Source organism: Paenibacillus paludis, from assembly GCF_042610515.1.
Lineage (GTDB): Bacteria > Bacillota > Bacilli > Paenibacillales > Paenibacillaceae > Paenibacillus_AQ.
This window is the reverse complement of sequence record NZ_JBGJZP010000001.1, coordinates 701,085-721,295: the sequence shown is the minus strand read 5'-3', so window position 1 is coordinate 721,295 and position 20,211 is coordinate 701,085. Positions and strand designations below refer to the sequence as shown.

Annotated in this window: 14 protein-coding genes; 11 read left to right on the top strand and 3 right to left on the bottom strand. The window is 50.9% G+C overall.

The annotated features are described in order from the left end of the window. Nucleotides 1-137: 137 nt before the first annotated feature. Nucleotides 138-1,424: a cellulase-like family protein gene (locus tag ACAN56_RS03105; RefSeq protein ID WP_076109418.1), complete on the top strand. Its 1,287-nt coding sequence runs from the start codon at nucleotides 138-140 to the stop codon at nucleotides 1,422-1,424. Between the two features lie 148 nt (nucleotides 1,425-1,572). Next, nucleotides 1,573-2,205: a sensor histidine kinase gene (locus tag ACAN56_RS03100; RefSeq protein ID WP_379140344.1), complete on the top strand. Its 633-nt coding sequence runs from the start codon at nucleotides 1,573-1,575 to the stop codon at nucleotides 2,203-2,205. A gap of 110 nt (nucleotides 2,206-2,315) precedes the next feature. Here the strand turns inward: ACAN56_RS03100 and ACAN56_RS03095 are convergent, their stop codons facing one another. Together ACAN56_RS03095 and ACAN56_RS03090 are read right to left on the bottom strand one after the other, a co-directional pair. Further along, nucleotides 2,316-2,612 carry a hypothetical protein gene (locus ACAN56_RS03095; protein ID WP_379140341.1) on the bottom strand — a complete coding sequence of 99 codons (297 nt, stop codon included), beginning with the start codon at nucleotides 2,610-2,612 and terminating at the stop codon, nucleotides 2,316-2,318. A gap of 134 nt (nucleotides 2,613-2,746) precedes the next feature. Beyond that, on the bottom strand, nucleotides 2,747-3,550 hold the full coding sequence (locus ACAN56_RS03090; RefSeq protein ID WP_379140339.1) for a hypothetical protein: 804 nt from the start codon (nucleotides 3,548-3,550) through the stop codon (nucleotides 2,747-2,749). A 524-nt stretch (nucleotides 3,551-4,074) separates the two neighbouring features. Between ACAN56_RS03090 and ACAN56_RS03085 the strand changes: the two genes are divergently transcribed. Then, a complete protein-coding gene (locus ACAN56_RS03085) occupies nucleotides 4,075-4,326 on the top strand; it encodes a YolD-like family protein (protein ID WP_038593259.1) in 252 nt (83 codons plus the stop codon). A 228-nt stretch (nucleotides 4,327-4,554) separates the two neighbouring features. Here ACAN56_RS03085 and ACAN56_RS03080 read toward each other — a convergent pair whose 3' ends face one another. Next, the gene (locus ACAN56_RS03080; protein WP_038593256.1) at nucleotides 4,555-4,767 is read right to left on the bottom strand and encodes a hypothetical protein; all 213 of its coding nucleotides are present in this window, start codon (nucleotides 4,765-4,767) and stop codon (nucleotides 4,555-4,557) included. Between the two features lie 195 nt (nucleotides 4,768-4,962). Between ACAN56_RS03080 and ACAN56_RS03075 the strand changes: the two genes are divergently transcribed. The 8 genes from ACAN56_RS03075 (at nucleotide 4,963) to ACAN56_RS03040 (ending at nucleotide 19,456) form a co-directional block, all read left to right on the top strand. Further along, nucleotides 4,963-7,239 carry a WD40/YVTN/BNR-like repeat-containing protein gene (locus tag ACAN56_RS03075; RefSeq protein WP_379140335.1) on the top strand — a complete coding sequence of 759 codons (2,277 nt, stop codon included), beginning with the start codon at nucleotides 4,963-4,965 and terminating at the stop codon, nucleotides 7,237-7,239. Between the two features lie 143 nt (nucleotides 7,240-7,382). Beyond that, entirely contained in the window at nucleotides 7,383-10,388 is a 3,006-nt protein-coding gene (locus ACAN56_RS03070; RefSeq protein WP_379140332.1) for a glycosyl hydrolase, read from the top strand. A 225-nt stretch (nucleotides 10,389-10,613) separates the two neighbouring features. Then, nucleotides 10,614-11,477: an ABC transporter permease gene (locus ACAN56_RS03065; protein WP_379140443.1), complete on the top strand. Its 864-nt coding sequence runs from the start codon at nucleotides 10,614-10,616 to the stop codon at nucleotides 11,475-11,477. 76 nt (nucleotides 11,478-11,553) lie between these two features. Further along, complete coding sequence (locus tag ACAN56_RS03060; protein WP_076109425.1) at nucleotides 11,554-12,456, top strand: carbohydrate ABC transporter permease; 903 nt, start codon at nucleotides 11,554-11,556, stop codon at nucleotides 12,454-12,456. A 108-nt stretch (nucleotides 12,457-12,564) separates the two neighbouring features. After that, on the top strand, nucleotides 12,565-14,193 hold the full coding sequence (locus tag ACAN56_RS03055; RefSeq protein ID WP_379140441.1) for an extracellular solute-binding protein: 1,629 nt from the start codon (nucleotides 12,565-12,567) through the stop codon (nucleotides 14,191-14,193). Nucleotides 14,194-14,334: 141 nt separating this feature from the next. After that, nucleotides 14,335-15,909, top strand: a complete 1,575-nt coding sequence (locus ACAN56_RS03050) for a response regulator (RefSeq protein ID WP_379140328.1) — start codon at nucleotides 14,335-14,337, stop codon at nucleotides 15,907-15,909. Continuing rightward, nucleotides 15,872-17,626, top strand: a complete 1,755-nt coding sequence (locus ACAN56_RS03045; protein ID WP_197073603.1) for a sensor histidine kinase — start codon at nucleotides 15,872-15,874, stop codon at nucleotides 17,624-17,626. The genes ACAN56_RS03050 and ACAN56_RS03045 overlap by 38 nt, the downstream gene beginning before the upstream one ends. Before the next feature lie 42 nt (nucleotides 17,627-17,668). Beyond that, nucleotides 17,669-19,456, top strand: coding sequence for a glycoside hydrolase family 36 protein (locus ACAN56_RS03040; protein ID WP_379140324.1), 1,788 nt, complete (start codon nucleotides 17,669-17,671; stop codon nucleotides 19,454-19,456). Nucleotides 19,457-20,211: the final 755 nt, after the last annotated feature.

Genomic DNA, 20,211 nt, shown 5'->3' with positions numbered 1-20,211 from the left:
CCGCCGGGTAGTATGCTAGGGCAACAATACTCTTATAATGTGACTACGCTCCCGAGTGCAATATCCTGCTGCTCATTTGTCACAGTATTCTTTCTTTGCTTGTTCTCCCGGTAATCAAACGCTAAGGAGTGATAAAAATGAATTCAGTACATAACAATTTGCCGCGCAAACTGACCATCACGATGTGGGATTTCTCCTGGTATACGATGACTTTGCCTGGAGAGCCTTACAGTGATCTTGCAGCAAGATTTAAGGAAGCGGTGGATCGAGGATACAATACAATTCGGATCTGTGCGATGCCTTTCTTATTGTTCACTGCGGAAGGCAAGCGGCCGGGGCCGCTACATTTTGGGAGCCTGGGGGAAGTGGGGCAGCGGACTCGATGGTACAACTGCCGCGGCGGAGCTGAGCTGGACGGACATGCCCATTTGCTGGAGTTGTTCAGACAGGCCAAAGCGCATGGGTGTTATATTATGCTGTCTTCATGGGAATATCAGCAAAGCCCCAGCTTCCTGGCCTATCCCGCTCTGCGCGACGAACTGGCCTCCATTGCTCCTAAGGAACGTTTTATGTCAATTGCCAGGTCTATGGATCAGCTCATCCGGTATATTAAGCATGAAGGGTTAGCCAGTCAAATCGTTTATGCCGAGCTTCATAATGAGGTGGAATTCGGCCAGCTTACCGCAGTGGGCGTTGAACAGGGTATCGGGGAAACAGATACGCCTAAGCAGGTTGAAGCCATGCAGCCTTATATAGAGGAAGCGATTGATTATCTCCGGAAGCAGCATCCCGATATACTGATGACGGCCAGCTACACGCTAAACGAAGCTTATCCGAAGGCTTATGTTGCCCGCAATATGCAGGTTGCTCACTATCATCTCTATATAAAGGGCGTATTGAATGAACTCATGGATGCGGCAGGGTTAAATGATGAGCGAATGTCATTTCCTAACACCTTTGTCCAGTCTTTATTAAGAGAGGATGCGCCTCCATTTGAGGAGTGGACGCTGCCGGAAGGGCAGGAGTGGAGGATGGAGGGCAACCCGGTCGGGATGAAACTCATATACTTGCATGACTGGGCTGATCCTGATCAATGGGACCTCTATTTATATGATCGTTACGGTGCCCACAAGCTGGCTATGCTGCAGAAGATCGATTTCCGCTTTGAGGAAATTCATGACTGGGTACGTCATTCAGGAATTCCAGTCGTTATCGGTGAGGGTTATGTCGGCTACACGCCGCTGCATACTGGTTTCGAGGAAGGTCCTGTCGGGAAATTCATTGCCGAGTATGCACTGCGAAAAGGGAAGTCACTTGGCTTCTGGGGAATGACGTTATGCTCCAACTGTGCTCCGCATCATCCGTTCTGGGACGATATCGCATGGCAGCAGAAATGGAACCGGTTTATTCTTGAAGCGGAATAATAAGTAGAAGAGAAAGGTTTACTATTCAAACTGACTGTGTAACGTTAGGAATTCTAAGTCTATCGTAACTTTGACTGGTACCCTCCCCACGCAGGAATCACTAGAATTAAATTGTAAGGAGAATTAAGAATAAAAGGGAGGTTTCAAAGTGAAAAGGTTAAAGAAAAACACAGTTTTCTCTCTTGTAATCGCTTTAATGTTCGTGCTCACTCTTTCCGGATGTGGTGGCAACAACAACAATACTAATAACTCGGCTAGTGAAATGTCAGAACCAGAGGCAACCAATTCAGCGGCATCGGCAGACGAGCTTCAACATATTGAAGCCTATACAAGCATACAGAATATACGTTTTGGAGGCGGGATCAGACTTGAGCTTGAAGTAACCCGCGAATGGTATACCTGCGAAATGCCAAAGATTATTCTGCAGCCCCTTGTGGAAAATGCAATTCTACACGGCATTATGGAAAAGGAGCCTGAAGCAGGGATTATACGGGTGAGAGCCTGGGCCGAGCAGGAAGATCTTATTATTCAGCTGTTAGACGATGGTATTGGTATGGATTCTGAAGAACTGGGTGCCATCTTCAAAGGGGACAATAGAAAACGAAAAGGTGGAGGGTACGGCGTCCGCAACATTGATGAGAGGTTAAAGCTTGCATATGGTACAACATACGGATTGAAATTCGAGAGTATTTCCAAACAGGGTACTTGTGTGTATGTGCGTATTCCTCTTCGCGGAAGAACAGCAGAATGTAGCGGGAAAAGACAATCGTTGTATGGCTAATGAGCAAATCGCAGGAGCGACCTTAGCGAAGAGCGTAGATTTTAATGATTTCCGGTGCCGTCAGCGTCATATGCCAATGACATGAAGACCTCGCTCTGCAATCCGCCCGATTAGGGGGGCATGGTGAACCAGCTACCTATGAGTACGTAAGCCGCAGAAACCCCGAAAGCGATGGCCCGGTCCAGCAGTTCGGAAATCAGATGTGGGGCAGAAAGTAAAGCTTTCTTCCGGCGGCTGTAACCGCAGGAGCGCTTGTCGATTCCCGGATTCATGCGGATGAGTCCGGCCTTCACGGAAACGAGCAGGAACAGATGGGAGCAGGTATACCCGAAAGTCTTTTGGAATCCTGATTTTCTCAGGGTTGAGTTATAAAGAAGTGTATCCAACATACTTGTTTTGTAATTCACATTCGTACTACCATCAGGGTATACCCCGGAATCGATTATGATTGCAGGCGCCAATTTTGTGATAGGACGATTGGAAATTTAGAGACTACACAAAATAACCCGTCAGACATTAACCTGACGGGTCAACTTACCTATTAAGGGATATAATTGAAGTCCATAGTTGTATATAAATATGTTTGATTATAAGTATCATAAACTATTTGATCAACTAGTGGTTGGGTATACTGAGCATCGTCGCTATTCTTCTTATGAATCCAGGAAAACTTACTCAAATCTAAGGTTCCGCCAGCTTTTTTAATTGGAACAGCAATTGAAAATTCTGCGCCGTAAAAATATGCTCTTTTGGTACTGTTAGTGTTTGTTAATTTATGATAAAAGGTTGAGGCATATTCGGCTTTGGGAACTAGGTTTAATTCATACCCAACGGTATTTAGTCCAGCATAATATGGATTTTCTGCCAGCCATCCGAGTGGCGTATCACCAGCTATTGAGTTTTTGTCGAGGGAAATACTGTAATTAGTTCCATCCACAGTTAATGTTAGTTTTACGATATATTCCCCTCTATTATCTACTTCCCCTCCAAATTTGAGATCTACCGTTTTTCCGGTGATATTAGGTAGAGATTTTGGCCACCATCCACTATGCCCGAATATAACTAACTCCCATTCATCACCATCGTAGATCACTCCTCCATCAAAGGTAACTCCGTTTTTTGAATTAATTGTAATGAAATATTCAGCAAGTATTTTGTCTTTTATTGGGTTGAGATTTGAAGCACTCGGTATTTTTAGTTTTGCCTGGCCACCAACGACAGTTTCTTGAAAATCTTTTTGCGTAATTGCTGATCGGAATCCATCTCCAGTATCTTCTGCAGACGCTACTGATGCAGTTGATGCAAAACATACGATTAAAAGTAAAACCAATAAAATCCTTTTCATTGTACACCTCCCAAAATATAGAAAATATATAACAACACTAAACATACAACTATAAGGTAAAATTGGCAATAAATTTAATTATATGGATTGGACAAAAGGGAAAAACCTTACAATAAATGAGCATCGGCCAAATAGTTGAAATTCTGTAACAAGATCAATCTGGCAAAATCACACAGCAGAGTAAAATCGAGCAGCAATGGAGGGATCGTACAATTCCAGTGCGGATACCCAGGCGTTGAATCTGTTTAATCAGGGCCTGAACTACTCTCTACAGCAGAAGGAGCAAATCACGATTACCTTGTTCAGACCTGCAGGAAATGTTAAGCTACGTAGAGTAGTTGTTAGAATAGCTCCTTATGCAAAACAGCTGAAGTTCAGTTGGAGGAACATAATCACTACGCTCTTTTCACCGCTTAAGAGTAATTGCTATAATTAACTCGATAACATCCATAAGCGAGTAAAAATGACATTCACTTTATATGGAATAACACATGGAAACAGTCTTATTTTAACGGAGGAATAGTGTGGCAAAAGCGAAGGTGGCCAAACGGCCGACAAGAGATGAATTTGTGCTGGAGGAAATCGGCAATCAACTGACGGAAGCGATGCAAGAGGCCTCTGAAGTGCTATTGACGGTTTGGGGCAAGGAAGATCAGGTCCGGGGGCAGATTGTCGGCATGGACTCGCGTACGGGCAAGGTGCATCTCAGCTGTAAGGAAGAGCTGGTCAAGGTGCCTTTTATGGATATAATGGCAATGGATTATCCAAGAGATTAAAGCATGCGAAGATAGATTTCCAGAACTGGCACTCCGGCTACAGCCGGAAGAGCAGGAAAGCCGTGCTTAAGCCGTCTTGGCAACAGAGAAAAGAGCATTCGGGGAGAGCCCCGGTGCTCTTTTTTTTCGGATATATAGGATCTGCCTACAAAAAAGAGCATCCCAAAGGATGCTCGATAAACTATTTCACAGGATACCTGTTACTGCACTAGCTTCAGCATAATCCGGTTACAGCACACTGCGCAAAAGCCGAATGGCGATGGCATTTAAACGCAATGCTTCTCTGATAGCTACCCTCGCTGCCAAAAGTTCCCGTCTGGCCCGGCTGGGATTAGGCACTCTGCGTAAATTCTCATTAATTTCTTCCAGCTGTTCGCGCAGAATGGCTCTTTGCGTACGCAGTGCAGCAATGGCCCTGCGAATTCTTGCACGTTCCGTCATAGTTAACACCTCTTTCCGGTTGGATAGTATAAGAGATGCAATGACTATCATTTCTGTTTGTGTGAATGGGTAGTTTTATAACTTTTTGATAAAAGTATCTTCCTTGCCCAGCGGCACAATTCGTTGTTCGCAGGGATGCCCGTAACTGAAGCCCGGGTGTAAGCTTGAAGAGATGTAGAGGAGGTATTAAGCATTATGAATAATATCGAAAATACTGCGCATGTCTGGACTCCGGCTTCACTGGGTGGAGGCGGGTATATCACGGGGCTTATTCAGCACCCGGCCATAAGCGGGATTCTGTATGCCCGCTGCGATGTGGCGGGTGTCTTCCGCAGCTCTGATGGCGGGGAGACTTGGGAAACGCTGAATGGCGGGCTGACGAAGGCGTATCACCATCAGGTGCAGAGCTTTGCGATCAGTCCGCATCACCCGGAGGTGCTGTTTCGCTGCTCCGGGGAGGTCAGGAGCCGGAAGTTTTATGGTTCAGTCCACAAATCTGCTGATGGCGGGCACAGCTGGCGGGAAGTCTGCACGGGTATGGGATTCTATGGAAATGGTCCCACCAGGATGTACGGTGAGGTGATCGCGGCAGACCCTCACCACCCGGACATAATCGCCGCAGGAGGGTATACCGGCGGCTTCTGGATCAGTCGGGATGAAGGTGAGACCTGGAGACGCACGGGGCTTCCAGAGGAACGGTTTGGCTGCGTTGCGTTTCACCCGTCTGTTCCCGGTGTCTTGTATGCCGGAACAATAAGCGATGACGATTTAAACATGGATTATGTTGAAGTTGGCGAAGGCGGCGTATTGGGGCTGCTTCAGGATCAGCCCCGGGGCAGGTCAGGCAAGCTGTATGTCAGCTCTGATCTGGGAGAATCCTGGGAGCTGCTGCAGGAAGGGCCCAGCTTTGCCGAGCTGTCATTCGACAGCCTTGATAACCAGCATCTGCTGGCGGCTACGATCTGGGGCGGAATCCGGAGCAGCACTGATGGCGGCAGGACTTGGGCTTCCACGGAAGAAGGTCTGCTGCCCGGCAGACAGAGATACGGGACCGTTGTGCAGGACTGCCTTCGTACGGAAAGATGGTACACGGCCCCGGATCTGCGGCCGCATATGAAGGAGTGTCCACCGATTCCATTGTATGTTTCCTCTGACGGGGGTGGACATTGGCAACTGCTCCATCCTCATTCCGATGAAGACCTCAGCGGCTTTCCGGCGTATATGGATCATTTCAGCGGAGCATCCCGGGCGGCGGCAACAGGCTGGGCGATCTCCAAAATCATCGTAGACCGCTTCAGCAAGGACCGCCTCTATCTATGCAACTGGTATGGAGTTGCAATCAGCGAGGATGGGGGGAAGAGCTGGCGGGCGAATCATTTCCGGGGGCTGGAAACGACCTGCATGGAAGCGGTGACCGCTGACACGGTGCAGCCGGGGAAGTTCTGCGTCACGATGGCAGACCATCCGCCCAAGATCACGGAGGATGGCGGGCAGACCTTCCGCAATTTACCGGGTCTGGATGGCTACTCAGGCAGTACTGCTGCCGTCATGTCCGGAACAGACTCCAAGCATTATCTGTACGGTCTTGTCGGGCATGGGCGAACGGCCTGCATTGCACGGAGCCGTGACGGAGGCGACAGCGCGGTAGCCGTACTTTCCCTTGGTCGGGGGCTGTTCGTCCAGGCATTGCGGGAAGATAGGGGCAACCCAGGAACTTTCTATGCTTATGTGGACGGTGAGATGGCCTTAGGAGCTGGAATCTACCGCTCCAGAGATGGGGGAGATTCCTGGGAACGGACGTCATTCCGTCCTCCGGCGCATCTAGCAACTTTGCCGCATCAGAAGAAGTGGATTGAAGCCGAACTGCTGCCGGTAGTTGTCTATCAGGTCAAAAATGCCTGTGGAGCCAATCAACTGCTGGACACGGATTACCATCAGGCAGGACATCTTATGCTTGGGGAATGGACGGAGGGAATCTGGAGCTCGAAGGATAGCGGGGACACTTGGCAATCCATCGGTGCGGGACTTCCTTTCCAGTACAGCAGCCCGTCCTCTGTATTAAATGCAGTGGCGTTTTCGCCCACCCATGCAGGCACCCTGTATGCGGGATTTATCTCGGAAGGGTTATGGCGCAGCGAAGATAACGGGCAAAGCTGGAGCAAGCTGTACCCGGCCGGGGAGGGAGAAAGGTTCAATGTGTCGGCGCTTGCTGTGGGTAAGGGGAACTCAGGCAAAGACCTGCTGATTCTGGCGTGTGAGCCGATGGTTCGTACCGGAACGGAGGCCCGGGTCGTTTGCAGCCGGGATGGAGGTTTGTCCTGGGAGGAGTGGGAGAATCAATCTCTTGGCGCCCCCCGCTGGAAGGGAATTGCTGTCGATTGCGCAGGTGGACAGGTACTCGCTGTCTCCTGCGGCAACGGTGCTTTTCGTACATCGGCAGTTACGGACAGGGATAAACAGCAGCGTAGGTGAACTTTTCAAATTAGTCGTTGCTAAAACAAACTTTTCGTTGCAAATGATTCTTGTTCAGTTAAATGGTAACGCTTACATTGAAGGGGCCGGACGATGCCAACATCGAATATAAACCGGCTTTTTCAAATGGAGGCCTGAACAAAGTGGTTGCACAAACAGGCAAAAAATGGTTCCATGGTTGGCTGGCCGTCGCTCTGTTTATTGCATCGATCGCTGTGTTTCCTGCTCCATCGCGTGCGGCAGGAGAGAATCTGCTCGGTAATCCGGGTTTTGAGTCAGGTGATGTCGGGTGGGAGAAGTGGGGTAGCCCTGTAGTGACTGCCAGTGAAAAGCATGGAGGGGATAAAAGTCTTCAGGTGAAACGGAATACCGGGGGAGCCTCGGCGTCTGTGGCGGTGCAGCAAGGCAAAACCTATCGTGTCGGTTTATGGGTCAAATTCGCCGGAGCAGGAGTGACCCATGCTGTAATTGATATGGATTCATTCGGCACGCAGCAGGGCAAACAAAGTCTTCAGTTCTCGGGTTCGACGAGCTGGGAATACCGTCAGCTGCTGTATACCCCCGCTCCCGGGGATCAGCATGTCCGTCTATCGTTCTGGAACAGCACCAGCAAGGATTACTATATTGACGATGCAGTCATTCGTGAAAATGTGGATATCGAACGGCCGACAACGCCCGGTGTCTGGCAGGCCGAGCATGAGCCGGAAGCGTTAAAGCTGACTTGGGCTGGATCGACGGATGATATGGGCGTAGCATCCTACCAGCTGTCGTACAAAAAAACAGACGCCCCGGACTGGAGCACAGTGACCGTACCCCATCAGGAGACAGTCACAATGCACACTTATACGCTAAGTCAGCTGGATCCATTTTCAGTGTACGCTATTATTCTGCGCTCCAAGGATGCGGCAGGCAACATTTCAGATGCGGTGATGGGACTCGAAGCAACTCCGGGGACGAACCTTGTCTCTAATAGCGGTTTCGAGAGCGGAAGTACAGAACCTTGGGAAACCACGGGGACCGTGCAGACGGTAACTTATGACACGTACTCGGGAGGGTACGCACTAAAGCTCCTGAATCAATCAGGAATTAAGACCGCTGAGATGGCCGCCGAAGGCGATACCTCTTATCTGGTTTCGTACTGGAGCAGATCTTCAGCGGAGGCGGCAGTCCCGCCTGCTACGGTAAGTCTTGCCGTCTATCAGGACAATGACACAATTACGCACCCGCTTCCAGCGGAGGCGTCTTTAGGCTGGAAACGGCTGGAGCAGCAGGTAATCACCGGCGCAGCAGCCCAGTCCATGCGGTTTGCGGTGAGTAACACTACTGGTGCGGAGCTCTTTCTTGATCAGGTTGTTGTCAGCAAACTTCCGCAGCTTCCGCTGGAGCTTGCACCCGGGGCACCCGCGGGATTCTCAGTGACCGGTAAGGATGGTGTATCCGCCAATCTGGAATGGGAAGCTTCTTCAGGTCCTTTTGGCGTAAAGTCTTACAAGATTTCGTATAAAAAAGCAGCCGATACCGCGTGGCAAAATGTAACGGTGCCGTATGTTCCCGGTCAAGCACTGTATGCATACAAATTGGAGGGCTTGTCGCCGGAAGGTTTGTATGACATCGAGGTGAAGGCGGTCAGCGAAGGCACTGCGGTGTCAGCTGCGAGTGCGCTCCAGGTGACCACAGAAAAGATGTATCCGGTGAATCCGAATGCTTCGGAAGAGGCAGTGGAGCTGCTGGACCGGCTGTACGCCACGGTGGGCAATGCCGTTTATACGGGGCAGCACAATTATTACGAACAACCCAGCCTGTGGTATGACACGGCAGCAGAGCTGACCGGATATTACCCGGCATTGTGGGGCTCGGATTTCGCCTATTACACCGGCGGGGACTTCAGCGCATTGCGCCAGGCGATGATCGACGAGGCCATTGTGAAAAGCGAATCGGGAGCCATGGTGACGCTGACCTATCATGAGCCTAGGCCGATGGATGCGCCGACGGCTGGCTGGGAAAGTGTCACGGGCGATGTTACGGTTGCCCAGATGACGGATATCGTAACTCCCGGTACAGCCTTGTATGACCAGTGGGCGGCACAAATGGACGAAGTAGCCTGTTATCTGCAGCAGCTTAGGGATGAAGGGATCCCGGTGCTGTGGCGGCCTTATCACGAGATGAACGCTGAATTCTTCTGGTGGGGGGCGCGTCCCGAGCTGTTCCGGCAGCTGTGGCACAATATGTACGACCGTTTCACTAATCTGCATGGACTGGACAATTTAATCTGGGTGTGGAGCCCGAATGCGGAAAGCTCCTGGGCCTATGATTCCGCCCCTTATTATCCCGGACATGATGAGGTGGATGTGCTGGCGATGGATATTTACAACAACGATTACCGTGATACGTATTACAACAAGCTGGTGCAGCTGAGCGGCGGCAGACCCATTGCGATCGGGGAGAACGGGGAGCTGCCGGATATGGAGATGCTGCAGGAGAAACAGCCGCGGTACGTATATTTCATGACCTGGTCCGGATATTTGACCGATAAAAATTCACTCAGCGGCATTCAATCACTTTACAGCCATCCCCGCGCATTAAACAACGGCGAAACAGGCAACGGTCCGTTTGTTCCTCCGCCGGTGGACAGCTATGTGATTGATGATTTCGAGGAGTACGGCGGTTCAAACAGCAGTCTGCGTGCGAAATGGCAGCGCAACGTCTCAGGCAACGCAGCGACGGTAACACTCGACACCTACCATACGAACAGCGGCACCTACGGCCTGAAGCTGGATTATACGATCGGGAATCCCGGTTACGCGGGGGTCTACCGCAGCATGGGCAAGGAATGGCCGGGGATGGAAGCGATATCCTTCTGGCTGCAGCCGGATGGCTCGAACCGTCAGCTGGCTGTCCAGTTCCATGAGACGAACGGTGAAGTGTGGGAAACCAGCTTCAAGATCCAGGGTACTGCACCGGTGCTGGTCACTCTTCCATTTACCGGTTTTGCCAAACCGGGGTGGGCCACCAGCGGCAACGGCGTGATTGATCTGGGCTCTATCAAGGAATTTGCTTTCTATGTGGCCCAGGGCAGCGGAACCCAAGGCAGTGGTACGTTGTACATTGACAACGTGAAGGCCATCAAGCTGCCGGAGGAAGAGGAATAGATGATTGGTCCGCATACAAGCTGCTGATTGTCATCATTGCCAGACCACATTTTTCGTTGACCACGGTACTGGTACGTCCTTCCTGTGCGACATAAGATTAAGGTGTAAAGCAAAGACACAGGAAGGATGACAAATGTGGAAATCGAACCAAGGGCCTTATCTTACAAGAAAGGGAATTCTGTTTCTTCCTGGTCCAGATGGGTCAGGCAGTGGGATCTTCAGCTGATGGTTGTACCGGCAATGATCTTTATCTTCGTATTCAGCTATCTGCCGATGTATGGGGTGTTGATGGCCTTTCAGGATTATCAGCTGTTCGGCGGTTTTTTTCAAAGTCCTTGGGTCGGGCTGAAGCACTTTGAAGCATTCTTCAATTCGCCCGACTTCTGGACGGTGATGCGCAACACGATTGTCATCAGCCTGCTGAAGCTATGCTTCGGATTCCCGGCACCTATCCTGCTGGCGCTGATGCTGAATGAGGTGCGGAGGATGGCGTTCAAGCGGATCATTCAGACTGTCAGCTATTTGCCGCATTTTCTCTCCTGGGTCATAGTCGGCGGGTTCGTAGGGTCGATGCTTTCGACGGATAATGGAAGCGTAAACATGCTGCTGATGAGCCTGGATCTTACCTCAGAGCCGATCAGCTTTCTGTCAGTGCCGGAATACTTCTGGGGCATACTCGTTGGAACGGGGGTGTGGAAAGAAATCGGTTTTGCGGCGATTGTCTATCTGGCAGCCATTGCCGGCATTGACCCGCATTTGTATGAAGCCGCTTCCATTGACGGGGCAGGCCGCTTCAAGCAGATTCAACTGATCACGCTGCCCTGTATCCGGCCGGTTATTATCATCTTTATGATTCTGGCAGTGGGCAACATTCTGAATGCCGGTTTTGAGGACATTCTGATTCTGGCTACCAATCCGATCCTGCGGGACGTCTCGGATGTCATCGACACCTATGTCTACCGCATGGGGATTCTGAACAGCCGTTTCTCTTATGCGGCGGCAGCAGGATTGTTCAAAGCGGTTGTCAGCGTCAGCTTGCTGGCTATTGCCAACAAAGCGGCCAGGAAAATGGGCTCAAGCCTATGGTAAGCAAAGGGACGGCGAATGGTTTTTTGGAAACTTGGTCTAGTGTCGGTACAGTCTATCGGAAAGCGGGGAACAGGTTATGATGAAGCTGTCGCGGGGAGATAAAGTGCTGCAAGTGATCATCTATTTCCTGCTGATCCTGCTGGGTTTCGTCACCCTGTATCCCTTCTGGAATTCACTGGTGATCTCCTTCAATACGGGCGCGGATACGGCGTTTGGCGGCATTACGTTCTGGCCCCGCAGCCCGACGCTCGACAATTATGAAGTGGTGTTCCATGACAGCCGGATCAGTCAGGCGTTCCTGGTCTCCGTTCTGCGGACAATAGTCGGGACGATTCTGTCGGTGCTGTTCACAGCCATTCTGGCTTACGGGTTATCCAGGCAGGAGCTGATGGGCCGGAAATTTTTCATGGTGTTCTGCGTCATTACAATGTATTTCAGCGGCGGACTGATTCCAACTTACTTGCTGCTGCGCGAGTTTGGCATGATGGACACCTTCTGGGTGCTGGTGATTCCCGGATTAATCAGCGTATATAACATGATTATTTTCCGGACGTTTTTTCTGGGGCTGCCCGCAGGTCTGGCCGAGTCGGCACGGATTGACGGCTGCAATCACATCGGTGTGCTGATCCGGATTATTTTACCGATTTCCGGGCCTGTTGTGGCGACTCTGTCACTGTTTACGGCGGTATGGCACTGGAATGACTGGTTCTCCGCCAGTATTTATATCAATAATCCGAATCTCATTCCGATCCAGACTCTGCTGAAGCAAATTTTGAATTCCAATATCGTGACAGATCAGCTGCAGTCCATCGGTGCCAATGCGGCGGCTCAGGACCGGCTGGCGCTGATGAAATCGGTCACATCCAAATCACTGATCATGGCCACAACCATGGTGGCAACCTTGCCGATTATTATGGTCTATCCGTTCCTGCAGAAATATTTTGTCAAAGGTGTGCTGATCGGTTCATTAAAGGAATAGGCGGCTTCATATGAAGTGAATGGTTTGCTTATGATTCAGAGTTTGCGTGCGTATAGTAAGCATTAGAGAGGGGTTACTCATTTGAAGCGTAACAAGAGCTTGCCGGTAATGACGGCTGTGTTGTGTTCGGTGCTGCTGATGTCGGGTTGTGGGGGAGGGAACAATGCAACCGTTCAAAGCACCGTTGAACCGACAAAAGAACCTGTTGCTGCGGAAACTGCCAAAGCTACTGAGACAACGCCTGCCGTAGCGGTAGGAAGCACCGTAAAGCCGGTCACTTTCAGTTACTACAGCAATTACGATTGGGACACTACAGAGCCGTGGGGCAAGGATTCCACAACCGCCTGGATTAGAGATACCCTTAAGGTAAATATGACACCCATCCAGTCCAGCGGTGCCGCAGAAACCAAATTCAGCACGATGATTGCCTCGGGCAGTCTGCCGGATGTTATTATGATGGACCGTGGTGCCAATGTGGAGCGTTTGCGGCAGGCAGGAATGCTTGTGGCGCTGGATGAATACCTTGATCAATATCCGAATCTGAAAAATAATGCCGGTGAAGCCACGCTGGGCATGCTCCGCTCCGACGACGGCAAGCTTTACCAGTTCCCGAACTGGTATACCTCAAGTCCCAATGGCAATGGCGGGTGGATTATTAACCGGAAGATTTATAAAGAGCTGGGTTCCCCGAAGCTGGAAACCTATGATGACCTGTATGCCTACCTGAAGCAGGTCAAGGAGAAATACAGTGATGTGATCCCGCTGGAGATTGGGGCTAAGGGCCGGGGCATTGATACGATGTATGGCGGCTTTGCCGAGAATAAGCCTTATCTGCCTAAAGCGAATCCGGTGGGAAATGCGCTGGAGTCAATTTTTGAGGATCCGATATTCACCGAGAACATGCTGTACGCCAGCAAGCTGTTCCGCGAGAAGCTGATCACCCAGGATGCGTTCACACAAACGGGCAATCAAGTGACAGAGAAGCTTGTGACGGGCCGGGTTGCTGTATTCGTGGAGGGTGATGTGGTCAATCCGGGCCGGGATGCGAATAACGCGCTGCGGACCCTCGATCCGGAGTCCGGGTACGACATCATCTGGCCGATTCATAAGGCAGGGCTTGACGCGAAGAAGATCACTCCGAACAATTACAGCTCGCTCGGCTGGAATGTGCTTGTGATTACGAAGAAAGCGAAGGACCCGGAAGCGATCTTTTCCTATTTGGACTGGGCAACGGGTGAAGAGGGACAGCGTATCCTGAATTTTGGACGCCAGGGCCTGTACTGGGATGAATCGGATGCTGATGGGGTGCCGATTCAGAATGAGGCCGGGTTGAACACTCCACAGGCTGATAAAGACAAGGAAAGAATCGGCCGTTTCAATTGGGTGGGCAACACCACCTTCATCGATCAGACCAAGGCTTTGATGGATGCGCAGCTGCCGGAAGAGAAACAAAATTGGACGACATTGTCCCAGAAAAAAGTCACATGGAATACTTCGAAGAACTTTACGGAGTTTGCGAATCTGGACCCGCTGCCGGATTCCGAAGAGGGAACGATTGCGACGGCTGTCAACGATATCTATCAGGAGGTTTTTGCTAAAGCGCTGTATGCCAAAAGCGATGACGAAGTGCGCTCCCTCTTAAGCAAAGCCAATGAGGATGCTAAACGTGCCGGCTACGGCAAGCTGCTTAAATTCCAGACGGAAAGATGGCAAAACAACCTCAGCAAGATGAAATAAATAACGCTAGAGTCTGCTGTACCTGTGGGGTATACTGTAACCAAGTATACCCTTTTTGCTAAAAAATGTAAGGCTGGATAAGGAACTGCGGGCAGAAGTATGGGTTAAGCTCATCTATACAGATTTGAAGGATGGGATGATATGTACAAGGTGCTGCTGGTTGACGATGAACTGCTGGATTTGGAAGGACTGCAGCGCTTCATGAACTGGGAGAGCCTGGGCATGGACGTTTGCGCAGCCGCAAGCAGCGGATTTGAAGCACTGGAGGTGTTGAGGTCACAAACCGTGGATATTATCGTCACTGATATCAGAATGCCGATCATGTCGGGGATGGAGCTGGCCCGCAGAGCACTTGCCCTGGAGCTTAACCCAAAGCCGAAGATCATTTTTGTCAGCGGCCATGAGGATTTTCAGTATGCCAAGCAAGCGATTTCGATGAGTGCTTCCGGCTATGTCCTGAAGCCTGTAGATGATGCAGATATGCGCAGGACGCTTGAAGAGGTGCGGGGCATTCTGGACCGGGAACAGGCGCAATCCCATTTGCAGCGCTGCTTCTCAGATTCGGAGCCCCTATTGAAGCGGGAGCTGTTCATGCAGCTGCTGGATGACGGCATGGCGGATGCAGACAAGATGCTGCCCTTGCTGCAGCAGGTTGGGATTACCTGGCATCGGACCGTGCTGTACACCGCGCTGCTTGAACCGGATGATTTATCATGGAAACTAAACGGCTTTGGGGAAGAAGCCAAGGCGGAGATGGAGAAAAGGCTGGAGACAGCGGTCGAGCAATTTTGTGCTCAGGAACGGATTCAGTTCTGCCGGCTGGACCGGTTCCGGTATGCCCTCATCGTGGAAGAACGGGTGGACAGCAGCCGGCTGCAGGGACTGATTGCTATGGCGGTCAGCGGGACACCGCTTACAGTGACTATTGGGGTTGGTCCGCCTGTGACAAGTCTTACCAAGCTGCATCTCTCCTTCCGGCGGGCCAAAGAGGCGCTGGGACTGAAGCTGTTTCTGGGCAAGGGCAAGCTGATTCTCCATACCGATGCCAAAGGTCCGATCTCGGCCACGGCGAAGGATCTGGATGATATTCTGCAGTCTTTATTTCTGGCGGTATCTTCTTACCGTCTGGTCGCTGTCGACGATTGCAATGAGGAACTGTTCGTATGGGTCGGCAAAATGGAAACCAAGCTGGAAATCTACCAGCTGTTTCTGCACATTGTCTCCAAACTGGATGCTTTTTTGCATACGATTAACGAGGACTTTTATAGTCTGCTGGGGCTGGACAGAAAACATCTCAGCATTTTATATCAATTTGAGACAACCCAGGATATGAAATCCTGGCTCCGCCGCCGGATGTTCGAGCTCTCTGAACGGCTTCAGCGGAAACGGCAGGGCAAGAAATACAAGCTTATCGAGGAAATTAAAGCCTACATTGAGGTGGAGCTGGAAAATAACGTCATGCTGCGGGATGCGGCGATCCACTTCTCGTTCTCCCCCAATCACCTGGGTCAAATCTTCTACGATGAGACAGGCATTTATTTCTCCGATTATGTCTCCATTAGGCGGCTGGAACGCGTCAAGCTGCTGCTCGGTGATCCGAAGCTGAAGGTCTATGAAGCTGCACACCAGGTCGGATATAAGAATCTGTCTCATTTCAGCAAGCAGTTCAAGGATTATTATGGCGTCAGTCCGGGCGATTACCGGAGGCATCTATAACATGCGCCGTATGCTGAATGTGCCTTTTGGATATAAGCTGATTGTACCTTATGTACTCTGTCTGCTGGTTGCCGTCCTTACCGTCGGGATGTTCGCCTATGCGCATTCCGTGAACTCACTTAGAGAGAAGACACGGGAAAATATACAAGGCACGCTGCAGCAAATACGGGACAATATTCGTTACCGTACGGATGATGTTGAACGGATTTCCAAAATGCTGTATTACAATTACAGTCTGCAGAGCGCTCTGCGCCGCTACGAGCAGGGATGGTACAGCTATGAGACGATGACGAAGACACTGATGCCGGCGCTTGAAAATCTTCTGAATTACACAGCCAGCAATATCGGCTTGTCCCTTTACCTCCAGAACGATACCCTTCCGGAATTATACTACACAGATATTGATCAGAATCCGCTGCTTTCGATTAAACGTTATGAGATTTATCATCTGAAACGGATACAGGAGACAGACTGGTACCGTGGATTGGAGTTCTCCGGTAGCATGGCGGACCAAAGGCTCTGGCGCCAGATTCTGCGCGATGAGAGCTATGGCAATATTTCGCTGCTGCAGCGGCTGGACGATGTCCATCGGAGGCAGAACATCGGGCTGGTTCGCGTGACCGTCCAAATAAGCGACCTGCTGGACTCCGTGGATTACCACAAGATTGGAGAGCACACGACTCTTGAGGTGCTGGACGGCAGCGGAAACGTGGTGCTGGAATCAGCCCCGGAAGCGGAGGGATTGAAGGGTTCCCGGACCGGAAACCGGCTGCTGCTGAGTGAACCGCTGGACGGCCTGGGCTGGGAGCTGCGGGCCTACATTCCGAACAGCCTGTTCGACGAAAGTGCGAATAACGTGCGGAGGATGACATTGATCGTTTGCCTGATTAGCGCTTTTGTGCTGGCTTTCCTGGGTATTGGTGTTTCCAGTTATTTTTCGCGGCGAATCCAAAAAATTGTAGGTTCACTGAATGCTTTTCGCGATGGCGACTTCCAGAAAAGAATCCATTATAAAGGCAACGATGAACTGGCACAGATTGCTGCAGCGTTTAACCGGATGGGCAGCAATATCGAAGAGCTGATCCACAAAAATTATGTTGCCGGTCTCCAGAAAAAAGAAGCGGAGCTGGAATCGCTCCAGGCGCAGATCAATCCCCATTTTCTATATAATACCTTGTCCTCGATCAACCGTCTGGCACAATTCGGAGATATTCAGAAGCTGCATATTCTCGTTCAGGAATTGGCGAAATTCTACCGGCTCTCCTTGAACCGCGGGGAAATTCTCACTACGGTCGGCAAGGAAATTGAACATGCCAAAGCCTATATTGCCATTCAGTGCATCAAATACGGAAACCGGCTGTCCGTCTATTACGATATTGATCCTGCGGCGCTGGATTATATGACCGTCAAGCTGATTTTGCAGCCGATGCTTGAGAATGCGCTAGAGCATGCCTGGTTCGGAAGTACGATCGGAATCCGGCTTGTCGTGGAGAAGCGGGAAACGGACATTGTATTCAAAATTATTGATAATGGTGTGGGCATGAACGCTGACACCATAGAGCAGATTCTGGCAACGGAAGGACCCCGGATCGGCTACGGCATCCGCAATGTCGATTCCCGGATTAAGCTGCATGGAGGGAACGGGTATGGCGTAGCCATCGCCAGCCGATCTGGAATCGGCACCTGTATACAGATCACCATTCCCTGCCGGATGTAGCCTCCTGATGGCTTCATCCGCTATGAAGGAGTTCGGATTTCATTGAAGATCATAACCACGGATTGTTATGAAATTACACTGGATGGCTATGCTGACGGTTTCCATACTTCGCTTGCTCTTGAGAGCGGGGAAGACGGCCTGCAATATGTCCGCCTAACGCTGCAATCTCCCGTTCCGGCAGTTCCCGCTGCTCTTTCACTGCGCTGGAGCTGTCCCGCGCTGGATGTTCAAGGCTTATGGCATCCGGCAGCCGGACGCAGCAGAGAACTGATTCCCGACTGGCTCGAAGGTTTCCCTTCGAGGTCCACCTCTTCTGCGCCAGTTGTATGTCTGTACGGCAACAGGAGTAACAATGTCCTGAGCTTCGCCTGCTCAGATGTCCTGCATCCGCTGCGGCTGCATGCGGGTCTACATGAGGAGACGGCCAGCTTCCATTGCGCTGTGACGCTGTTCACGGAGCCATGCTCTCCGTTTACAGATTATGAGGCTGTCCTGCGTCTGGATTCCCGCAGCATCCCTTATTATGAAGCGCTGGCAGGGGTGGCAGAGTGGTGGGCTAGCCTTCAAGGAAACAAGCCGTCATCGGTGCCGGATGTTGCCAAAGAGCCGATGTACTCTACCTGGTACAGCTTTCATCAGCAGCTGACGGCAGCAGAGATAGAAGCTGAGTGTAGAATTGCGGCAGAACTGGGCTGCAAGGCGGTTATCGTAGACGACGGATGGCAGACCGCGGATGAGGCAAGAGGTTATGCCTACTGTGGAGACTGGCGAATTAGTTCCGGCAAAATACCGGATATGAAAGCCCATGTATCCGTGGTCCATGAGCTGGGACTGAAATATTTGCTGTGGTATGCCGTGCCATTCATCGGCAAGCACAGTGAGGCTTGGCAGACCTTCGGTGACAAGCTGCTGTATTACGACGATGGGTTTGGCGCCGGAGTTGTCGATCCGCGCTATCCGGAAGTGCGGGCTTACCTGACCTCCATCTATGAACAGGCGCTGGTGGACTGGGATCTTGATGGCTTTAAGCTCGACTTTGTAGATAGCTTTTATGCGGTACAGACCCTGGATGCTCAAGCGCAGAACGGGGGCGGACGGGACACCCATTCTGTGCCGGAAGCCGTTGATATGCTGCTCAGCGGCGTGATCTCCCGCCTGAGGCAGCTGAAACCGGAGATTATGATTGAATTCCGCCAAAATTATATCGGACCGCTGATGCGCAAATACGGCAATATGTTCCGTGCCGGCGATTGCCCGAATGATGCTCTGCAGAACCGGATTAAAACACTGGATATCCGCCTGATCTGCGGCGGCACTGCGGCTCATGCCGATATGCTGATGTGGCATCCGCAGGAGTCTGCGGCAAATGCCGCGCTGCAGTTTATCAATGTGCTGTTTTCCGTTCCGCAGATTTCTGTCCGGCTGGACCGGCTTCCGCAGCCGCATTTGGAGATGCTGGCCTTTTGGCTGTCCTTCTGGCGCGAGCATCGGGATGTGCTGCTAGACGGATCTCTTGAACCGTACCATCCCGAACTGCTGTATCCGCTGGTCATTGCCCGCACGCCTCAGAAGTGGGCAATGGCTGCCTATCAGGATACGGTTATTCCCTTGAGCGGGGACCTGCCAGATCTGGTCTTGATTATAAACGGTACCTTGCTCTCCCGTATCGTAGTGGAACTGGACCGGGAATCCGGTCGGCGGGAGGTCATTGTCCGGGATTGTCAGGGAAACGTGGTTTCGATACAATCAATGGCTTGGAACAACGGGGTTTACGCCATGGAGGTTCCGGCGGCAGGGGTTATCACGATTCGTGCTGTTCTGGCGGAATGACGAGCAAGTACACCGGTACAGGCCATAGGGATAAAATCGTATTATAACCGCTGATCGAATCAATGCGGTGAAATGAGCATAGATGCTGCCGATCCAGTCGATGTGGTGGAATGAGCGCGGATGCTGTGATCCAGCTGGAGTGGTGGAATGAGCGTGGATGCTGTGATCCAGCTGGAGTGGTGGAATGAGTGTGGTTGCCTTGATCCAACCGATGTAGTGGAAAGAGTGTAGAAGCCGCTGGCACAGCCCTTTGTAGCTGGGCAGCGGTTTTTTGTTATACGGAGGCGGTTGGGAGGCAGGCATGCGATGTGCGGTTGTATAACATCAAACTACTGTCTCATAACACATTTAAGCATTGAGTTATGATGTCTATGGTTTGTATATCTGTACAATAGATAGCTTTCGAAGAGCCCGTATTGGCCTTCAGGCACAGACTTTATCGCTTCATACATACTGCTCGGGTATCGATACCGATCTTTTTAACGGGAAAAGTTAACGCTAGGTAAAACCGAACAATCTGAATTGAGTGACTAGCGGGAATTTTGCCTGCTAATAAATCTTATAACAATAGAATTTGAATATTCATCAATATTAGCGGTACGGATTCCCGCTACATTGTTCAGAAGAAGGATATATACATAATTAGCGGGAGGTATTCCCGCTACAAATGTTTAAGCAGTTTTGATTGGGTGGTGGATGATTTTTACAGGTTGGACCTTATCTGTTTTGGTGTTTTTGACAATTGTTGTTGTTAA

Bases quoted from the DNA above. Each gene is read 5' to 3' on its own strand.
- ACAN56_RS03105 (WP_076109418.1), top strand. From the start codon at position 138: ATGAATTCAGTACATAACAATTTGCCGCGCAAACTGACCATCACGATG.
- ACAN56_RS03090 (WP_379140339.1), bottom strand. From the start codon at position 3,550: ATGAAAAGGATTTTATTGGTTTTACTTTTAATCGTATGTTTTGCATCA.
- ACAN56_RS03080 (WP_038593256.1), bottom strand. From the start codon at position 4,767: ATGACGGAACGTGCAAGAATTCGCAGGGCCATTGCTGCACTGCGTACG.
- ACAN56_RS03075 (WP_379140335.1), top strand. From the start codon at position 4,963: ATGAATAATATCGAAAATACTGCGCATGTCTGGACTCCGGCTTCACTG.
- ACAN56_RS03065 (WP_379140443.1), top strand. From the start codon at position 10,614: ATGGTTGTACCGGCAATGATCTTTATCTTCGTATTCAGCTATCTGCCG.
- ACAN56_RS03060 (WP_076109425.1), top strand. From the start codon at position 11,554: ATGATGAAGCTGTCGCGGGGAGATAAAGTGCTGCAAGTGATCATCTAT.
- ACAN56_RS03055 (WP_379140441.1), top strand. From the start codon at position 12,565: ATGACGGCTGTGTTGTGTTCGGTGCTGCTGATGTCGGGTTGTGGGGGA.
- ACAN56_RS03050 (WP_379140328.1), top strand. From the start codon at position 14,335: ATGTACAAGGTGCTGCTGGTTGACGATGAACTGCTGGATTTGGAAGGA.
- ACAN56_RS03045 (WP_197073603.1), top strand. From the start codon at position 15,872: ATGGCGTCAGTCCGGGCGATTACCGGAGGCATCTATAACATGCGCCGT.